We start from the raw sequence: 18,557 nt of genomic DNA, 5'->3' as shown, positions 1-18,557 counted from the left end.
GGCATCAGATTACTTCCGTCAGAACACTTCCCACCAGGACTTGTCCTTGCGGCGAGCACCGTACTTGATGAAGTCGCTCTCCGGGAAGTTCTTCTCCATCACGCGCGCGGTGTCGTCGCGCAGGTCCTTCATGCCCATCGCGTCGTACGAGCGGATCATGATGTACAGCGCCTCTTCGTTGGCCGGTGCGCCGTCGTAGTCCTTCAGCGACTGCTGGGCGCGGTTGACCGCGGCAAGGTAGGCGCCGCGCCGGTAGTAGTAGCGCGCGGCGTGCACTTCATGCTGGGCCAGCGAGTTGACGATGTACTGCATGCGCAGCGTGGCGTCCGGCGTGTACTTGCTTTCCGGGTAGCGCGTGATCAGCGTATGGAAGGCATCGTAGGCGGCGCGCGCGGCCTTGGGATCGCGCTCGCTCAGGTCCTGCCCCGAGAAGCGGCCCAGCCAGCCGAGGTTGTCGTTGAAGTTGATCAGCCCCTTCAGGTAGTAGGCGTAATCGATGGTGGGGTGGTTCGGGTGCAGCTGGATGAAGCGGTCCACCGCCGCCAGCGCGGCCGCGGTCTCGCCGTCCTTGTAGTTGGCGTAGGCGGTGTCGATCTGCGCCTGCTGCGCATAGCGCCCGAACGGATAGCGACCCTCGAGCTTTTCATACAGCTTGACGGCGCGGGTGTAGTCGCCGCCATCCAGGGCATCCTTGGCTTCCGAATATAATTTGTTGGCCGACCAGCCGGCGGTCTCGTCGGGCTGGTCCGCGAGCAGGCCGCATGCCGACAGCATGACGCAGCCGCCTGCGAGCAGAACCGCTCCAATTGTCGTGCGCCAGCGCGCGCGTTTCATGCTCTGCAATTGCATGGGCAATCGTATCCCGGATGAAGAAAAATAGCGTCAAGCATTATAGCCCAAGCCCCCAGCCCAACCCGCAAGCCGGCGATGGCGTGGGAGGACTGCCGCCCGAACGGGTGCGCGCCGCCGCGGTGGTGGCCGATTTCGAGGCCAGCGTGGAAGCATTCGACGATGCCGCCGACCCGTCGGCTGCCGCGGCCGACCCGGCCGTGACCCTGTCGCTGGAGGTGGACAGCGCCTCGCATGGCGAGCGTCTCGACAAATTGCTGGCGCGTCACTTCAGCGAGTTTTCGCGCAGCCGCCTGCAGCAATGGATCGAAAGCGGCGCGGTGCGCGTCGACGGGCAGGTGCGCCGTCCGCGCGACGCGGTGCAGATGGGCAACCGGATCGAGGTGCAGCCCCAGGCCGCGCCGGAATCGTCGGCCTTTGCGCCCGAAGACGTGCCGCTCGACGTGGTCTACGAAGACGACACCCTGCTGGTGATCAACAAGCCCGCCGGGCTGGTGGTGCACCCGGCCGCCGGCAACTGGAGTGGCACTGTGCTCAATGGCCTGCTGCATCGCGACCCCGGCGCCGCGTCGCTGCCGCGCGCGGGCATCGTGCACCGGCTCGACAAGGAGACCTCGGGGCTGATGGTGGTGGCGCGCACGCTGACCGCGCAGACCGACCTGGTGCGGCAATTGCAGGCGCGCACGGTCAAGCGCACCTATATCGCGCTGGTGTGGGGCCGCACCTATGACGAGGGCACCATCGATGCTCCGATCGGCCGCGACCCGCGCGAGCGCACGCGCATGGCGATCGTGCAGACCGCCAGCGGCAAGCCGTCGCGCACGCACTTCCGCACGCTGGCCACGGTGCCGCTGGGGCGAGGCTTCGTGTCGATGGTGATGTGCAAGCTCGAGACCGGCCGCACCCACCAGATCCGCGTGCATTTCGAATCGATCGGCCATCCGCTGGTGGGCGACCCGGTCTATTTCCGCGCCACCCAGCGCGGCCAGCGTCCCGCGATCCGCGTACCGCTTCCGGTGCCCTATGAGCGCCAGGCGCTGCATGCGTACAAGCTTGGCCTGGTGCATCCTGCTACCGGCAAGCACATGTCGTGGAGCGCGCAGCCGCCCGAGGACCTGCAGGCGCTGATCGATGCGCTCGACTTCGAGAGCGCGCAGGCCGACGACGAAGACGAGGCCTGGGACGAAGTGTGGGAAGGCGGCGAGGCCCACTGGGAATATGCTGGCGATGATGACGAAGACGACGACGGTGACGGCGATGAGCGCGACGCCTGATCCCGCCTGGCTGGTGCCCGACTGGCCCGCGCCGGCGCGCGTGCGCGCGCTGTCGACCACGCGCCAGGGCGGGGTCAGCCAGGGGCCTTACGGATTGGCCGGCGGCATGCCCGGCGGCCTGAATTTGGGCACCCATGTTGGCGACGATGCGGCCCACGTGGCGCGCAACCGCGCGCGGCTGGCGGCGTGCCTGCCGTCGATGCCGCAATGGCTGGAACAGGTGCATGGCTGCGCGGTCGCGACCGTCGACCACGTGGCCGCACCGGGCAATCCCGTGCCGCAGGCCGATGCCAGCCTGGCGCTGACGCCGGGCCACGTCTGCGCCGTGATGACGGCCGACTGCCTGCCGGTGCTGCTGTGCAACGCGCAGGGAACGGTGGTAGGCGCCGCGCATGCGGGCTGGCGCGGCCTGTGCAACGGCGTGATCGAGGCCACGCTGGCGCGGATGCAGGCGGCCGCCGGCGGCGCTGCCACGCGCTGGCTGGCATGGCTGGGTCCGGCGATCGGTCCCGAGGCCTTCGAGGTCGGCGCCGAGGTGCGCGAGGCGTTCCTCGCGCAGGCACGCCCGGAAGAACAGGCCGCAGTGGCCGCGGCGTTCCGCGCCGGAGCCCCGGGCAAGTACTTTGCCGACATCTATGCGCTGGCGCGCACGCGCCTGGCCCGCGCCGGCTGCGTCGACATCCACGGCGGCGATGCCTGCACCGTTGCCGATGCCGAACGCTTCTACTCCTACCGGCGCGATGGCGTGACCGGGCGCATGGCCAGCCTGGTCTGGCTGGCCGACTGAGCGCGGCGCTGCCTTACTCGTCCGCGCGCTTCGCCGCCTCGCTGGCCGGGGCGCTTTGGTCCAGCGCCCGTTCGGCCTCGGCCTTGCGCCGGCGCCGGCCCGGTGTGCCCATGATGTAGAGCACCAGCGCCACCGGCGCGACCCCATACATCAGGAAGGTGGCGACCCCCGCCACCACGTTGTGCTCGGTGATCGCCATCATCAGCGCCACGTAGAGCCAGCCAATGGCCACGATGTACATCAGAATTTCATCCTTCTCGACTATGCTCGATGGCCTCGGCAGGTGCGTGTGCTGCATTACCGTCCGGTAGGTCGGGCAGCGCGCGGCGCCGGGGCGGATTTCTACATTGACAGCGTGCGCGTTGCAAGGCAACAATGGCCTCGAATGTCTCGGAATCGCTGACGATTCCCAGGTTTTTCCGGCAAGCATAACGCATGGCGCTGGCAACCAAGGCGCCGCGCCCGCCGGATAAAAGGGAGCCGCTATCGGAATGGATGCAAGCCCTGGCCGCAGGTTGTGCGACCCGGGTTCCAGGCCAGTTCCAGGGCAGATGTGCCGGCTGACCCTCCCGCTGGGGAAGGGCTGGAGCCGGGTCCATTCGGATAGCATCTCCCCATGCATAGTGCCGGCCAGGGCAATGCCCGGAGCCGGTTCGAATAGTGACGGCAGAGAGACAAAACTGATCATGGCGACCGGCAAAGGTGCGGCAGCTTCCACGCAGGAAGGCAAGTCCCAACCACCCAAGTTCACGCCGGGGCCATTCGATCCAGCCACCTGGCTGGAATGGTCCCGCCAGTGGCAGGGCACTGAAGGCAACGGCCACGCGGCCGCTTCCGGCATGATGGCCGGCATCCCGGGCCTCGATTCGCTGGCAGGCGTCAAGATCGCCCCTGCGCAGCTGGCCGATATCCAGCAGCGCTACATGAAGGACTTCGCCGCGCTGTGGCAGGCGCTGGCCGAGGGCAAGCCCGACGGCACCGGCCCGCTGCACGACCGCCGCTTTGCCGGCGACGCCTGGCGCAACAACGTGCCGTACCGTTACGCCGCCGCTTTCTACCTGCTCAACGCCCGCGCGCTGACCGAGCTCGCCGACGCGGTCGAGGCCGATGCCAAGACGCGCCAGCGCATCCGCTTTGCGATCTCGCAATGGGTCGATGCGATGTCGCCCGCCAACTTCCTTGCCACCAATCCGGAAGCGCAGCGCCTGCTGATCGAATCGGGCGGCGAATCGCTGCGCGCCGGCGTGCGCAACATGATGGAAGACCTGACGCGGGGCAAGATCTCGCAGACCGACGAGACCGCGTTCGAAGTGGGCCGCAATGTCGCGGTGACCGAAGGCGCGGTGGTCTACGAGAACGAATACTTCCAGCTGCTGCAGTACAAGCCGCTCACCGCCAAGGTCCATGCGCGCCCGCTGCTGATGGTGCCGCCTTGCATCAACAAGTACTACATCCTTGACCTGCAGCCCGAAAGCTCGCTGGTGCGGCATACGGTGGAGCAGGGCCATACGGTGTTTCTGGTGTCGTGGCGCAATCCCGATGCCAGCATGGCGTCGCGCACCTGGGACGACTACATCGAGCACGCCGCCATCCGCGCCATCGAAGTCGCGCGCGACATCAGCGGCGAGGACCAGATCAACGTGCTCGGCTTCTGCGTCGGCGGCACCATCATTTCCACCGCGCTCGCCGTGCTGGCCGCGCGCGGCCAGCATCCGGTGGCGAGCCTGACGCTGCTGACCACGCTGCTGGACTTTGCCGACACCGGCATCCTCGACGTGTTCGTCGACGAGGGCCACGTGAAGTTGCGCGAAGCCACGCTGGGCGGCGGTGCCGGTGCGCCGTGCGCGCTGCTGCGCGGGCTGGAACTGGCCAATACCTTCTCGTTCCTGCGCCCGAACGACCTGGTGTGGAACTACGTGGTCGACAACTACCTGAAGGGCAATACCCCGGTGCCGTTCGACCTGCTGTTCTGGAATGGCGATGCGACCAACCTGCCGGGGCCGTGGTACTGCTGGTACCTGCGCCACACCTACCTGCAGAACGAACTGAAGGTGCCCGGCAAGCTGACCGTTTGCGATGCGCCGGTGGACCTGGGCAGCATCGACGTGCCCACCTATCTCTACGGCTCGCGCGAGGACCATATCGTGCCGTGGACCGCGGCCTATGCCTCGACCGCGCTGCTGAAGAACAAGCTGCGCTTCGTGCTGGGCGCGTCCGGCCATATCGCCGGCGTGATCAATCCGCCGGCGAAGAAAAAGCGCAGCCACTGGACCAACGACGGCTTGCCGGCGTCGCCGCAGCAATGGCTGGCCGGCGCCACCGAGCATCCCGGCAGCTGGTGGCCGGACTGGTCGGCCTGGCTGGCCAGCCATGCCGGCGCCAAGCGCGCTGCGCCTGCCGAGTACGGCAACGCGCGCTACCCTGCGATCGAACCCGCGCCTGGGCGATACGTCAAAGCCAAGGCTTGATGCCCGCGTGACCACCGGCGTGCGCCCAGCGCGGGCGCCGGCGGACTGCGGGTCCCTGTTTCCATTGAGAGGACTACACCATGACTGACGTTGTCATCGTATCCGCGGCCCGTACCGCGGTTGGCAAATTTGGCGGCTCGCTGGCGAAGATCCCGGCGCCGGAACTGGGTGCCGTGGTGATCAAGGCCGCGCTCGAGCGTGCCGGCATCCAGCCGGAGCAGGTCAGCGAAGTGATCATGGGCCAGGTGCTGGCCGCCGGCTCGGGCCAGAACCCGGCGCGCCAGGCCTCGATCAAGGCCGGCCTGCCGGCGATGGTGCCGGCCATGACCATCAACAAGGTGTGCGGCTCGGGCCTGAAGGCAGTGATGATGGCCGCCAACGCCATCATGGCGGGCGATGCCGAGATCGTGGTGGCCGGCGGCCAGGAGAACATGAGCGCCGCACCGCACGTGCTGCCGGGCTCGCGCGACGGCTTCCGCATGGGCGACACCAAGCTGGTCGACACCATGATCGTCGACGGCCTGTGGGACGTGTACAACCAGTACCACATGGGCATCACCGCCGAGAACGTGGCCAAGGAATACGGCATCACGCGCGAGGCGCAGGATGAATTCGCGGTGGGCTCGCAGAACAAGGCCGAAGCCGCGCAGAAGGCCGGCAAGTTCGATGAAGAGATCGTGCCGGTGCTGATCCCGCAGCGCAAGGGCGACCCGGTGGCGTTCAAGACCGACGAGTTCGTGCGTCACGGCGCCACGCTCGACAGCATGGCCGGCCTCAAGCCTGCCTTCGACAAGGCCGGCTCCGTGACCGCGGCCAACGCCTCGGGCCTGAACGACGGCGCCGCCGCGGTGGTGGTGATGTCGGCCGCCAAGGCCAAGGAACTGGGCCTGACCCCGCTCGCCACCATCAAGAGCTACGCCAACGCCGGCGTGGATCCGAAGGTGATGGGCATGGGCCCGGTGCCGGCGTCCAAGCGCGCGCTGTCGCGCGCGGGCTGGACCCCGCAGGACCTGGACCTGATGGAAATCAACGAGGCCTTCGCCGCGCAGGCGCTGGCGGTGCACCAGCAGATGGGCTGGGATACCTCCAAGGTCAACGTCAACGGCGGCGCCATTGCCATCGGCCATCCGATCGGCGCATCGGGCTGCCGTATCCTGGTGACGCTGCTGCACGAAATGAAGCGCCAGGATGCCAAGAAGGGCCTGGCGTCGCTGTGTATCGGCGGCGGCATGGGCGTGGCGCTGGCGGTCGAGCGCAAGTAAGAAGGGGTGCGCCGGGCGCACGCATGGCGCGGCCCGGCGGCAAATAACGAAAAGCCAATCAAGGAGTGGACATGACTCAGCGCATTGCGTATGTGACCGGCGGCATGGGTGGCATCGGGACCGCCATCTGCCAGCGGCTGGCCAGGGATGGCTTTCGCGTGGTGGCCGGTTGCGGCCCCAACTCGCCGCGCCGTGAAAAGTGGCTGGAGCAGCAGAAGGCCCTCGGCTTCGACTTCGTCGCCTCCGAAGGCAACGTGGCGGACTGGGACTCGACCAAGGCGGCCTTCGACAAGGTCAAGGCCGAGGTCGGCGAAGTCGATGTGCTGATCAACAATGCCGGCATCACGCGCGACGTGGTGTTCCGCAAGATGACCCGCGCCGACTGGGATGCGGTGATCGACACCAACCTGACCTCGCTGTTCAACGTCACCAAGCAGGTGATCGACGGCATGGCCGATCGCGGCTGGGGCCGGATCGTCAACATCTCTTCGGTGAACGGGCAGAAGGGCCAGTTCGGCCAGACCAACTACTCCACCGCCAAGGCCGGCCTGCACGGCTTCACCATGGCGCTGGCGCAGGAAGTGGCGACCAAGGGCGTGACGGTGAACACGGTGTCGCCTGGCTATATCGCCACCGACATGGTCAAGGCCATCCGCCAGGACGTGCTCGACAAGATCGTCGGCACGATTCCGGTGAAGCGCCTGGGCGAGCCGGAAGAGATCGCATCGATCTGCGCCTGGCTGTCCTCCGAAGAGTCCGGCTTCTCGACCGGCGCCGACTTCTCGCTCAACGGCGGCCTGCACATGGGCTGACTTGGCACCCAGCCAGCCGCGCCGGCGGCCGCGTTTTGCGGTGCAGCCAGCGCGGCGCACAAGGCGGCGGAGCTTGTGTTTCGCCTCCTGTTTCGCGGGCCGTGATGGCCCGCGAAACATTTCCGGGCGTGCGGCATCGGCTTCGCGGCGCGCCGGTCTACCGGGTTTTCCTTAAGCCCGGTCGCTTTTCTTAGTGCTTTGTTGGGCATAGAATCAGGGCAGCGGCGCAGCCAGCACCATAGTCGTGCAACATCGCCCTCGCGGGGGCGAGACGGCGGGCCGTGGCGCGCGGCCATGCGCGAACAGCCGCAAGACGGCCGGCACGACTACAGCAGATGGCGCGGGCGGTACCGATTTGCGCACTGCACCCCATGCGGTGCAGCAGCGCGCAATCAGCGACGACACAAGGACAGAGCACCGATGGCCACGACCAAAAAAGGCGCAGAGCGACTGATCAAAAAGTATCCCAATCGCAGGCTCTACGATACCCAGACCAGCACCTACATCACCCTGGCCGACGTCAAGCAGCTGGTGATGGATTCCGAGGAGTTCAAGGTCGTCGACGCCAAGTCCGGTGACGAACTCACGCGCAGCATCCTGCTGCAGATCATCCTGGAAGAAGAGACCGGCGGCGTGCCGATGTTCTCCAGCGCGATGCTGTCGCAGATCATCCGCTTCTACGGCCATGCCATGCAGGGCATGATGGGCACCTACCTGGAAAAGAACATCCAGGCCTTCATCGACATCCAGAACAAGCTGGCCGAGAACTCCAAGGGCCTGTACTCCGGCGAGGCGTTCAGCCCGGACATGTGGTCGCAGTTCATGAACATGCAGGGCCCGATGATGCAGGGCATGATGAGCAACTACATCGAGCAGAGCAAGAACCTGTTCGTGCAGATGCAAGAGCAGATGCAGAACCAGGCCAAGAACATGTTCGGCACGTTCCCGTTCAACCAGCCGGACAAGAAGTAGCAACAAGCGCCGGCGGGCCGGGCGCCCGCCGCGCATCCGCCCCCGGGCCGGCGCTCAGCCGGCGCTCGCATGCAGGCGAATCCCCAGCGCCCGCATCACCTTCCAGATCGTCCCGAACTCCGGATTGCCTTCGCCAGACAGCGAACGGTAGAGGCTTTCGCGCGACAGGCCGGTTTCGCGGGCCAGCCGCGTCATGCCGCGGGCGCGTGCGACCACGCCGAGCGCGTAAGCAATGAAGCGATCGTCGTCGCCGGCTTCGGCCAGGCAGGCGTCCAGGTAGGCGGCGATTTGCTGCTGGCTGCGCAGTTGCTTCGGCGAATTCCACGGGCGGGTTGGTTCTTTCATTGGCACATTCTCAGGTTCTTCGCGAGGTAGCGTGCACTGTCTGTGGCAGCGTGCGCGATTGACTGCCTCCGTGGAATCACCGATTCCCGAAAAACCGCCCCATCCCAAAGCAGGTAGAATGCGCGCTTTGCCCCATCCGGGGCCTCGGTATCGCATCTTTGGGCGGCTCAGTCTGGGACTCGCCTTGTTTGCGCGGCGTCCCATGTTCCACCTTCTCCAATCTTCCTGTCCGACGCCGGTGCCCGCGGCGCGGCGCCTGCCATGAGCCGGCTGTTCCTGGCCCCGATGGAGGGGCTTGCCGACTATGTGCTGCGCGATGTGCTGACCGATACCGGCGGTTACGACGGCTGCGTGTCGGAATTCGTGCGGGTGACAGGATCGCTGCTGCCGGCGCGGGTCTATGAGCGCGACACGCCCGAGATCCAGTCCGGCGGCCATACCCGCAGCGGCACGCCGATGGTGATCCAGCTGCTCGGCAGCGATCCCGAGTGGCTGGCGCGCAATGCCGCCTATGCCGCGACCTTGTCGCCGCACGGCATAGACCTGAATTTCGGCTGTCCCGCCAAGGTGGTCAACCGGCATGGCGGCGGTGCGATGCTGCTGACCAATCCGGCGCTGCTGAACCGGATCGTCGCGTCGGTGCGCGCCGCGGTGCCGGCCAATATTCCGGTGACTGCCAAGATGCGGCTGGGCGTCTCGGATACCGCGCTGGCCATCGATTGCGCCACCGCGCTGGCCGAAGGCGGCGCGGCCTCGCTGGTGGTGCATGCCCGCACGCGCGACCACGGCTACCGGCCGCCGGCCCACTGGGACTGGATCGCGCGCATTGCGGCAGCCGTCGACATACCCGTGATAGCGAATGGCGACGTCTGGACCGTCGCGGACTGGGCGCGCTGCCGCGAAGTCAGCGGCTGCGACGACGTCATGATCGGCCGCGGCGCGGTCTCGGACCCGTTCCTGGCCCTGCGCATTCGCGGCCAGATGGCCAGCACGGCGTCCGCCGAAGAATGGCCGCTGGTGCTGGGCCTGATCGCGGCGTACCTGAACAAGCTGCATGCCCGCATCGCCTCATGCCACGAGCATGGACGCGTCAAGCTCTGGCTCAGCTACCTGAAGCGGACCTGGCCGCAGGCGGGCGAACTGCATGCGGCGATCCGGCGCATGCAGGACTCGCTGCAGATCGCCCAGGTCCTGCAAGGCCTGCAAAGCGCCAAGTGACGTCGGCCTGACTGTGGCCTGGTGCAGCATGTCGTGCGTCAGGCGCCGGCAAATTCCGGCAAACGGTTAAAATGCGCGATTGCCTGTTTCGCGCCTGGCGGCATTGTTCCCGTGACCCACAGTCCGGGCGCCGCGCCTTGCCCCACATTCGGATTCCAACGTGAAAAACCCCTCAGAAGCAACGAACCAGAAAGACCATAGTCCGCGTGTGGGATTCGTTTCCCTCGGCTGCCCCAAAGCGCTGGTCGACTCCGAGCAGATCATCACGCAGCTGCGCGCCGAAGGCTACACCATCAGCGGCACCTATGACGGCGCCGACCTGGTCGTGGTCAACACCTGCGGCTTTATCGACGAAGCGGTGCAGGAAAGCCTGGACGCGATCGGCGAAGCGCTGACCGAGAACGGCAAGGTCATCGTTACCGGCTGCCTGGGCGCGAAGAAGGACGCGGCGGGTCACGACATCGTGTCGTCGGTGCATCCCAAGGTGCTGGCCGTGACGGGCCCGCACGCGCTGGGCGAGGTGATGCAGGCGGTGCACACGCATCTGCCCAAGCCGCACGACCCGTTCACCGACCTGGTGCCGGCCGCCGGCATCAAGCTCACGCCCAAGCACTACGCCTACCTGAAGATCTCCGAGGGCTGCAACCACCGCTGCTCGTTCTGCATCATCCCGTCGATGCGCGGCGACCTGGTCTCGCGCCCGGTGGCGGAGGTCATGCTGGAGGCCGAGAACCTGTTCAAGGCCGGGGTCAAGGAGCTGCTGGTGATCTCGCAGGACACCAGCGCCTACGGCGTCGACGTGAAGTACCGCACCGGCTTCTGGAACGGCCGTCCGCTCAAGACCCGCATGACCGAGCTGGTCGCGGCGCTGGGCGAGCTGGCCGCGCAGTATGGCGCCTGGGTGCGCCTGCACTATGTGTACCCGTACCCGCACGTCGACGAGATCATCCCGCTGATGAACAACGGCCACGTGCTGCCGTATCTGGACGTGCCGCTGCAGCACGCCCACCCCGACGTGCTCAAACGCATGAAGCGCCCGGCCAACGCCGAGAAGACCATGGACCGCATCCGCGCCTGGCGCGAGATTTGTCCCGAACTGACCATCCGCAGCACCTTTATCGCCGGCTTCCCGGGCGAGACCGAGGCCGAGTTCCAGGCGCTGCTGGACTTCATTGCCGAGGCCGAACTGGACCGCGTCGGCTGCTTCGCCTATTCGCCGGTTGAGGGCGCTACGGCCAACGACCTGCCGGGCGCGCTGCCCGACGAAGTGCGCGAGGAACGCCGCGCCCGCTTCATGGAAGTGGCCGAGGCGGTGTCCGCGCGCCGGTTGCAGCGCAAGGTCGGCCAGACCCTGCGCGTGCTGGTTGACGAGGTCAACCAGGATGGCGGCATCGGCCGCTCGTCGGCGGATGCGCCGGAAATCGACGGCCTGGTCTATATCGCGCCGGCGCGGCGCACTTCGCGACGCTATCGCGCAGGGGAGTTCGTCGACGTGAAGATCACCGGCGCCGACGGCCACGACCTGTGGGGCGAGGTCTGAGCTAGTCCCGGCGGACGATGCCGGCACGGCTGCCATTAGGTAAAAGTACGACCGTTCGCTTCGGCTGCGCTGCGGCTATACTGTGCGGTGCAACATAACCTGGATGGAGACAGTCATGACGCGTGAAGTCGTAGTAGTGAGCGGTGTCCGTACCGCGATCGGAACCTTTGGCGGCAGCCTGAAGGACGTGGCGCCGGCCGAGCTGGGCGCGCTGGTGGTGCGCGAGGCGCTGGCCCGCGCGCAAGTGTCCGGCGACGACGTCGGCCATGTGGTGTTCGGCAACGTGATCCAGACCGAGCCGCGCGACATGTACCTGGGCCGCGTCGCCGCCGTCAACGGCGGCGTGTCGGTCAACGCCCCGGCGCTGACCGTCAACCGGCTGTGCGGCTCGGGCCTGCAGGCCATCGTCAGCGCCGCGCAGACCATCCTGCTGGGCGATGCCGAGGTCGCCATCGGCGGCGGCGCCGAAAGCATGAGCCGCGCCCCGTACCTGGCCCCGGCGGCACGCTGGGGCGCGCGCATGGGCGATGCCGGCCTGGTCGACATGATGCTGGGCGCGCTGCACGACCCGTTCCACCGCATCCACATGGGCGTGACCGCGGAGAATGTCGCCAAGGAATACGAGATCTCGCGCGCGCAGCAGGACGAAGCCGCGCTGGAATCGCACCGCCGCGCTTCGGCCGCGATCAAGGCCGGTTACTTCAAGGAGCAGATCGTCCCGGTGGTGAGCAAGGGCCGCAAGGGCGAGGTCACCTTCGACACCGACGAGCATGTGCGCCATGACGCCACCATGGACGACATGACCAAGCTCAAGCCGGTCTTCGTCAAGGAAAACGGCACCGTCACCGCCGGCAATGCCTCGGGCCTGAACGACGCCGCCGCCGCGGTGGTGATGATGGAGCGTGCCGAGGCCGAGCGCCGCGGCCTGAAGCCGCTGGCGCGCCTGGTGTCCTACGGCCATGCCGGCGTCGACCCCAAGACCATGGGCATCGGCCCGGTGCCGGCGACCAAGATCGCGCTCGAGCGTGCCGGCCTGCAGGTGTCGGACCTGGACGTGATCGAAGCCAACGAGGCCTTTGCCGCGCAGGCCTGTGCGGTCAGCAAGGCGCTTGGCCTGGACCCGGCCAAGGTCAACCCGAACGGCTCGGGCATCTCGCTGGGCCACCCGATCGGCGCCACCGGCGCATTGATCACGGTGAAGGCGCTGCACGAACTGAACCGCGTGCAGGGTCGCTATGCGCTGGTGACGATGTGCATCGGCGGCGGGCAGGGGATTGCCGCCATCTTCGAACGGATCTGAGGATTGCCTTGCGCGTGGCCCGGCTGATCGACCTTTGCACGACCCTTGGCGCCGCCGCCGTGCTCGCCCTGGCGGGCGCGGCGCAGGCGGCGCCGGCAACCGAGCTGTCGACCGGCCCGTTGAACGGCGCCGCTGCCGGCGGTGAAGCCCTGGGCCTGAACCAGGCCATCCGCGACGGCGAGGCCCGCCGCGGCGCGGCGCTGTCAACCGGCTCCGCCAGGCCGCTGGCACCGCGGCCGGAGTATGCGTCGCTGCCGGTCTATGTCGGCAAGGTCGGCGACCAGCCGGTGCGCCTGCGCCTGGGCCCCAAGCCGGACGAGCGCGACAGCGTACGCGGCGAGTACAGCGGCCGCGGCGCCGGCGTGCGCCTGCTGGCCGGCGAGTGGGAAGACGGCGCCTTCCTGATGGAGGAGTCCGACGACGGCACCCGGGTGTCCGGCAACTGGGAAGGCACCATCGACGCCAGCGGCGCCGTGCGCGGCACCTGGACCGATGCCTTGAATACCGCCATCGTGCTGCCGTTCTTCATCCGCCCGCTCGGCATGCTGGTGATTCCCCCGTTCGACATGACGCCCAACAGCGGCGTCACCTACGCGCCGCCGCCGCCAAAGTCGTCGATTTCCGGCTGGTAAGCCTTTTCCGACGCCACGCGCTGAAGCCTCCCGGTGGCGCGGGCGGCATTTGCTGGTAAGCTCGGAGGCTCATCGCGTCTCATGCCTGACCGTGCCACACTCCGCCGCACTCGGAGTTGTGCAGCCGGCCGGCAGCCAGCAAGGAAACCGCCGTGTCCGATTCGCCATCCGACAAGCCCGCATCCCCCGCCCATTACCTGCAGACCGTCGCGGTCCAGCCCGAGCTGGACATCGCCCCGGGCTTTGCCTCGTTCTCCCCGGCCACCCACCGCGGCTCGACCGTGGTGTTCCGCAACCTCGCCGAACTGCGCGCGCATGGCGACGGCGCCACCACCTACTGGCGCTACGGCCTGCATGCCACGCCGACCAGCGAGGCGCTGTGCCAGCACCTGGCGCTGCTGGAGGGCGCGCGCCACACGCTGCTGCAGCCGTCGGGCCTGGCGGCGATCTCGCTGGTGTATTTCGCGCTGCTCAAGAGCGGCGACGACGTGCTGGTGCCGCATAACGTCTATGGCCCCAACCGCGACCACGGCGAGTGGCTGGCGCGCGACTTCGGCGTGACCGTGCGCTACTACGATCCCATGGACGCCGCCGCAGTGCCCGCGCTGATCCAGCCCAACACGCGCCTGATCTGGATGGAATCCCCCGGCTCGGTGACGATGGAGGTGCCCGACTGCGGCGCCATCGTCGCCGCCGCGCGGGCGCGCGGCGTGCTGACCGCGATCGACAATACCTGGTCGGCCGGCGTCTACTTCCGCCCGTTCGAGCTGGGCATCGATATCTCGGTGCAGGCGCTGACCAAGTACCAGTCCGGCGGCAGCGACGTGCTGATGGGCGCGGTGCTGACCTGCGACGACGGCCTGCACGGCCGGCTCAGGCGCGCCCGCATGCTGATGGGCTGGGGCGTGTCCGCCGACGACTGCCACCTGGTGCTGCGCGCGCTGCCGAGCCTGCCGGTGCGCCTGGCGGCGCATGACCGCGCCGCGCGCGAGGTGGCCGAATGGCTGCGCCAGCGGCCGGAGGTGGCGCGCGTGCTGCATCCCGCGCTGCCGGACTGTCCCGGCCATGCCAACTGGCGGCGCGAATTCACCGGCGCCAGCGGGCTGTTCGCCATCGTGCTGCGCGAGCGCTATACGCGCCAGCAGGTCGATGCCTTCGTCGAGGCCCTGCAGCTGTTCGCCATCGGCTGGTCGTGGGGCGGCGCGCACAGCCTGGCGGTGCCGTACCACGTGCAAGGCATGCGCCCGGAGGGCACCTGGCCTCCTGCCGGCTGGCACGATACCGGCGAGCTGGTGCGGCTCTATATCGGCCTGGAAGACACGCGCGACCTGATCGCCGACCTGCGCCAGGCGCTCGAGGCCACGCTGGTTGCCTGATCCGGCCGCCTGATCGGGCGACAACGTCAGGCTGGCTGTCTCAGCGCGAGGTTGAGCTGGTCGACGACTTCGGCCCAGTCGGCGTCGTCGAGCAGCTCGTCGCGCAGCAGGGCGGCCTGGGCGGGCGTCCAGAATGGGGCTTCGGCCAGGTCGAGGGTCTCGGGCAGCGGCGCATGCTCGCCGATGAAGGCGCGGATGCTGGCTTCGTCGGACGCCAGGCCAAGCTGGTCGAACAGTTCTGAAAACTGGTGGAAGGTCGGTTCCATGATGGTCGGGCTCGCGGTGGTTGACCTCAGGTAGTGTAGGGCAGCCACGAGAACAAAAACGGACGCCGCGGCGTCCGTTTTTTTGGCGGTGGTGCAGCGTCAGCGCGTCTCGGTGCCGGACATCGCCTTGGCCCCGGCGGCAGCGCTGGCGGCGGGCTGCGCCAGCCCTGCCCGTGGCATGGCCCAGACCGATTCCGCCGGTCCGCTGCGGGCGCGGCGCGCGGTGGCGCGGGCGAGCGCGACAAAGCCCGCGGCCAGCGCGATCGCGCCAAGGTCGAAGCCGGCGATGATCCAGTGCCCGCTGGGGATGCTGTGCAGCAGGTGGTCGCCGGTCAGGATCGCGTTCGACAGCGGCACCGTCAGCGCGGCCAGCGCGGCGGCATACAGCAGCTCCACCGCGGCGCGCACCGGCGGGCGCAGCAGCGCCCAGGCGCAGGCCAGACCGAACACGATGAAATAGGTCTGGCTGACGGCGCGCTCGGGCCACAGCAGCGCCGCCGGGAAGCACAGCGCCACGCCGATGCAGCAGCCGATGCAGACGCCCACGGTGGCCTGCGCCAGCAGGCGATGCACGCGCGGCTGCTCGGCCTGGCGCAGCTTGCGCCGCGATTCGATCCACAGCAGGTTGCCCGAATAGAACAGGAAGGCGCCGGCCAGGCCGGCCAGCAGGTAGACCAGCCGCACCGGCAGCTCGCCGAAGGTGCCGAAATGCAGCGCGTACAGCGCGCTGTAGAGCCCGTGGTTGCTGTCGCGCGCGCCGGCGGTCTGGTTGGCCGTCAGCATGCCGGCATTGGCTTCGCCGCTGGCGGCGTGGATGCCGACCGAGCCCAGGTTGCCGAGCGCCCGCGTGCTGGTGCCGCGCACTTCGACCACGGCGTTGGCGTCGCCGTAGCGCTGGAAGCGGAACGATTCCGGCGTGAAGCGCTCGCCGCCGTGTTCGCGCGCGATCTGCATCAGCGTGGCGGTGGGCAGGGTCGGCGCCGCGCGGCCCGCCGCGGCCACTTCCGGCACCGCGGTGGTGGCGGTCGGCACCGCCTCGAACAGGCGGCCGTTGAAGGTCAGCGTGTTGAACACCATCATCAGCACCAGCGACAGGCAGAACAGCGCGCCGGTGATGGCAAAGACCAGGTGGAAGGGCAGGCTGAACAGGCCCAGCACATTGTGGGTGTCCATCCAGAAGCGCTTGAGGTTGCGCCCGGGACGCACCGCGAACAGGTCCTTCTTCAGCCGCGGCAGGTGCAGCAGCACGCCGGACACCAGCGCCAGCCCGTACAGCACCGAGATCGCGCCCATGAAATAGATGCCGCCGACCGGGATGCCCAGCGAATAGTGCAGGCTGTTCAGGAACGCCGACAACTCGCCCATGACGTGGTCGCGCGAAGTGTCGCGCTGCATCGCGGCGTTGCCGGCCAGGCGCGCGTCGGTGGTCATCTGCCACTCGCCGGCCTTGTCTTGCCAGTAGGCCGAGATATTCGGCTCGCCCTCCGACGGCATGATCACGTAGGCACTGGCCGCGGCTTCGGGGTGGATCGCGACCAGCTTCTGCATGAAGCGGTCGACCGCGGCCGGGTCGGCCTTGGCCTCGACCGGCGCGCTGCCTTTGAGCCGCGCTGGCGATTGCCAGACATGCAGTTCGTGGTGGAACACGGTGACCGCCCCGGCAAAGAAGGCGATAAACAGGGCCCAGCCGGCCATCAGGCCGACCCAGGTGTGCAGCGTCTGGTACAGGCGCAGCGTTGCGGTTTTCATGATGGCAATCTCAGGGGGTGGGCAGGGCGGCCAGTGCAGCCGGCGCCAGGCCGGCCAGGCGCAGCGCCCACAGCGCGCCGAAGCCGAGCAGGTTGGCGCCGCCCAGCCACAGCCACGCGCTGCGGCTGGAACGGAACAGCAGGCTGGCGCTGATGATCGCGACCCACACCGGCAGGCAGGCCGTCACCGCCGCGACGATGCCGGTTTGCCAGCCGCCCGGCAGGGCCAGGATCGCCAGCGTGCACAGCACCAGCGCCAGCGGCAGGCCGAGCAGCGTGCCGGCCAGCCACTTGGTGCCGATTCCGGATACGTCCGCGCTCATGCCCGCTGCTCCCGTTCGCCGTGGCGCCTGCGCGCCGCATAGGTGCCGATGAACGGCCACACCGACAACGCGCACGGCACCGTAACCAGGCTGGCGGCGATCGCCACCGGCCAGCCGTCGGTGAGGCTCCACAGCCAGGTGCTGGCGCAGGTCAGCGCCAGCCCCAGCCAGCCGGCCAGCCGCGGCCGGGAGAGGGTGCCGGGCGGCAGCAACACCTGGTTGGGCGCGGCCAGGTACAGGCACGCGGCCGCAGCCAGGCCAAGAAGGACGGCCAGAACTTGCATGGGGCAATGTCAGATCAACGAAACATTAATAATAATGATTCGCATTTGTGTGCGCAAGCGCCAGGTCGATGATGTGCGACCTGTGACAACGTCACTGCACGTGGATGGCAGCAGCACCACGCGTGGCGACGGCGCGCGAGCAGCGTCCGCGCGCGGCGGACGCTTCAGAAGGCGAGGCGCCTGGCGGGGATCAGTGCGGGAACAGGGCCAGCAGGCCGTCGAGGCCGACGTGGTTGAAGGCGACGCTGGCCTGCGCGCGTACCACCGGCTTGGCGCGGAACGCCACCGACAGCCCGGCCACGGCCATCATCTTCAGGTCGTTGGAGCCATCGCCCATGACGATGGCCTGGTCCGGCGTGGCGCCGATCTGCGCGCAGATTTCCTGCACGGTGCGGGCCTTGACGTCGGCGTTGACGATCTCGCCGACAACGTTGCCGGTCAGCTTGCCGTCGAGGATCTCGAGCGTGTTGGCGCGGGTGAAATCGAGCTGCAGGCGCGGCTTGAGCTGGTCGGTGAAGTGCACGAAGCCGCCTGACACCAGCAGCGTCTTCAGGCCCAGCGCGCGCACCGTCTCGAGCATGCGCTCGGCGCCCGGCGACAGTCGCAGGCGCTCGGCATAGACGCGCTCCAGCACGGCGGCGTCCAGCCCCTTGAGCAGCGCGACGCGGCGGCGCAGGCTTTCGTTGAAGTCGGTGATCTCGCCGCGCATGGCGGCTTCGGTGATGGCGGAAACCTCGGCCTTGAGGCCGCAGAAATCGGCGATCTCGTCGATGCACTCGATCGTGATCAGGGTCGAGTCCATGTCCATCGCCACCAGGCGGAAGTCGGACAGTTTGCGCCCGGCCGGCACCACTGCCCAGTCGATCGCGCGCGGGCCGCAGAAGTCGTCCAGCGCGTCGCGCAGTGCCGGGGTCAGCGGCGCGCAGTCCTCGGCCACGGCCACGGTGTCGCTGCGCGGCACCAGCGCGGAAGCGCGGGCCAGGGTGCGGGCGGTGTCGAGGTCGGCGGGGGCAAGCGGGGCGAGGCTCTGCAGGATCAGGGGCATGACGGGCGAAAATCGGGCGCTTGCGCGGTCGTCGGCAAGGCGGGGGCTGCTACGCG

Annotated in this window: 19 protein-coding genes; 11 read left to right on the top strand and 8 right to left on the bottom strand. The window is 68.2% G+C overall.

Features of this window, described 5'->3' with window-relative positions:
• Positions 1-18: 18 nt before the first annotated feature.
• Positions 19-849 carry an outer membrane protein assembly factor BamD gene (locus MKD38_RS23890; protein ID WP_115680050.1) on the bottom strand — a complete coding sequence of 277 codons (831 nt, stop codon included), beginning with the start codon at positions 847-849 and terminating at the stop codon, positions 19-21.
• Positions 850-866: 17 nt separating this feature from the next.
• Here MKD38_RS23890 and MKD38_RS23885 point away from each other — a divergent pair, with 17 nt between their 5' ends.
• Together MKD38_RS23885 and pgeF are read left to right on the top strand one after the other, a co-directional pair.
• Entirely contained in the window at positions 867-2,123 is a 1,257-nt protein-coding gene (locus MKD38_RS23885) for an RluA family pseudouridine synthase (RefSeq protein ID WP_252680672.1), read from the top strand.
• Positions 2,107-2,910: a peptidoglycan editing factor PgeF gene (gene pgeF, locus MKD38_RS23880; protein ID WP_252680670.1), complete on the top strand. Its 804-nt coding sequence runs from the start codon at positions 2,107-2,109 to the stop codon at positions 2,908-2,910. The genes MKD38_RS23885 and pgeF overlap by 17 nt, the downstream gene beginning before the upstream one ends.
• A gap of 13 nt (positions 2,911-2,923) precedes the next feature.
• Here pgeF and MKD38_RS23875 read toward each other — a convergent pair whose 3' ends face one another.
• Positions 2,924-3,151: a hypothetical protein gene (locus MKD38_RS23875; protein ID WP_252680668.1), complete on the bottom strand. Its 228-nt coding sequence runs from the start codon at positions 3,149-3,151 to the stop codon at positions 2,924-2,926.
• A gap of 445 nt (positions 3,152-3,596) precedes the next feature.
• Between MKD38_RS23875 and phaC the strand changes: the two genes are divergently transcribed.
• The 4 genes from phaC to phaR all read left to right on the top strand — a co-directional run bounded on the left by phaC (position 3,597) and on the right by phaR (position 8,424).
• The gene (gene phaC / locus MKD38_RS23870; RefSeq protein ID WP_252680666.1) at positions 3,597-5,378 is read left to right on the top strand and encodes a class I poly(R)-hydroxyalkanoic acid synthase; all 1,782 of its coding nucleotides are present in this window, start codon (positions 3,597-3,599) and stop codon (positions 5,376-5,378) included.
• A gap of 80 nt (positions 5,379-5,458) precedes the next feature.
• The gene (locus MKD38_RS23865; RefSeq protein ID WP_252680664.1) at positions 5,459-6,640 is read left to right on the top strand and encodes an acetyl-CoA C-acetyltransferase; all 1,182 of its coding nucleotides are present in this window, start codon (positions 5,459-5,461) and stop codon (positions 6,638-6,640) included.
• 71 nt (positions 6,641-6,711) lie between these two features.
• A complete protein-coding gene (locus tag MKD38_RS23860; protein ID WP_115706702.1) occupies positions 6,712-7,452 on the top strand; it encodes a 3-ketoacyl-ACP reductase in 741 nt (246 codons plus the stop codon).
• 420 nt (positions 7,453-7,872) lie between these two features.
• Entirely contained in the window at positions 7,873-8,424 is a 552-nt protein-coding gene (gene phaR / locus MKD38_RS23855; RefSeq protein ID WP_018004481.1) for a polyhydroxyalkanoate synthesis repressor PhaR, read from the top strand.
• Between the two features lie 54 nt (positions 8,425-8,478).
• Here phaR and MKD38_RS23850 read toward each other — a convergent pair whose 3' ends face one another.
• Entirely contained in the window at positions 8,479-8,769 is a 291-nt protein-coding gene (locus MKD38_RS23850) for an addiction module antidote protein (protein WP_252680662.1), read from the bottom strand.
• 261 nt (positions 8,770-9,030) lie between these two features.
• On the opposite strand from MKD38_RS23850, the gene MKD38_RS23845 reads away from it, so the two are divergent.
• From MKD38_RS23845 to MKD38_RS23825, 5 genes are all read left to right on the top strand, one after another.
• Positions 9,031-9,987, top strand: a complete 957-nt coding sequence (locus tag MKD38_RS23845) for a tRNA dihydrouridine synthase (RefSeq protein ID WP_252680660.1) — start codon at positions 9,031-9,033, stop codon at positions 9,985-9,987.
• Between the two features lie 160 nt (positions 9,988-10,147).
• Entirely contained in the window at positions 10,148-11,527 is a 1,380-nt protein-coding gene (gene rimO, locus MKD38_RS23840) for a 30S ribosomal protein S12 methylthiotransferase RimO (protein WP_252680658.1), read from the top strand.
• Positions 11,528-11,642: 115 nt separating this feature from the next.
• Positions 11,643-12,827, top strand: a complete 1,185-nt coding sequence (bktB, locus tag MKD38_RS23835; RefSeq protein WP_252680656.1) for a beta-ketothiolase BktB — start codon at positions 11,643-11,645, stop codon at positions 12,825-12,827.
• A 14-nt stretch (positions 12,828-12,841) separates the two neighbouring features.
• Positions 12,842-13,459 carry a hypothetical protein gene (locus MKD38_RS23830; protein WP_371925736.1) on the top strand — a complete coding sequence of 206 codons (618 nt, stop codon included), beginning with the start codon at positions 12,842-12,844 and terminating at the stop codon, positions 13,457-13,459.
• Between the two features lie 152 nt (positions 13,460-13,611).
• A complete protein-coding gene (locus tag MKD38_RS23825) occupies positions 13,612-14,835 on the top strand; it encodes a cystathionine beta-lyase (RefSeq protein ID WP_252680652.1) in 1,224 nt (407 codons plus the stop codon).
• Between the two features lie 26 nt (positions 14,836-14,861).
• Here the strand turns inward: MKD38_RS23825 and MKD38_RS23820 are convergent, their stop codons facing one another.
• From MKD38_RS23820 to serB, 5 genes are all read right to left on the bottom strand, one after another.
• Positions 14,862-15,101, bottom strand: coding sequence for a DUF2789 domain-containing protein (locus MKD38_RS23820; protein WP_252680649.1), 240 nt, complete (start codon positions 15,099-15,101; stop codon positions 14,862-14,864).
• Positions 15,102-15,200: 99 nt separating this feature from the next.
• Entirely contained in the window at positions 15,201-16,850 is a 1,650-nt protein-coding gene (locus tag MKD38_RS23815) for a PepSY-associated TM helix domain-containing protein (protein WP_252680647.1), read from the bottom strand.
• 10 nt (positions 16,851-16,860) lie between these two features.
• A complete protein-coding gene (locus MKD38_RS23810; RefSeq protein WP_252680645.1) occupies positions 16,861-17,172 on the bottom strand; it encodes a hypothetical protein in 312 nt (103 codons plus the stop codon).
• Positions 17,169-17,456, bottom strand: coding sequence for a hypothetical protein (locus tag MKD38_RS23805; RefSeq protein WP_062798998.1), 288 nt, complete (start codon positions 17,454-17,456; stop codon positions 17,169-17,171). The genes MKD38_RS23810 and MKD38_RS23805 overlap by 4 nt, the downstream gene beginning before the upstream one ends.
• Before the next feature lie 190 nt (positions 17,457-17,646).
• Positions 17,647-18,501, bottom strand: coding sequence for a phosphoserine phosphatase SerB (serB, locus tag MKD38_RS23800; protein ID WP_252680643.1), 855 nt, complete (start codon positions 18,499-18,501; stop codon positions 17,647-17,649).
• Positions 18,502-18,557 lie beyond the last annotated feature (56 nt).

It is taken from the genome of Cupriavidus sp. WGlv3, assembly GCF_023952475.1.
Taxonomy (GTDB): domain Bacteria; phylum Pseudomonadota; class Gammaproteobacteria; order Burkholderiales; family Burkholderiaceae; genus Cupriavidus; species Cupriavidus phytorum.
This window is presented reverse-complemented; position numbering and strand designations above follow the sequence as displayed.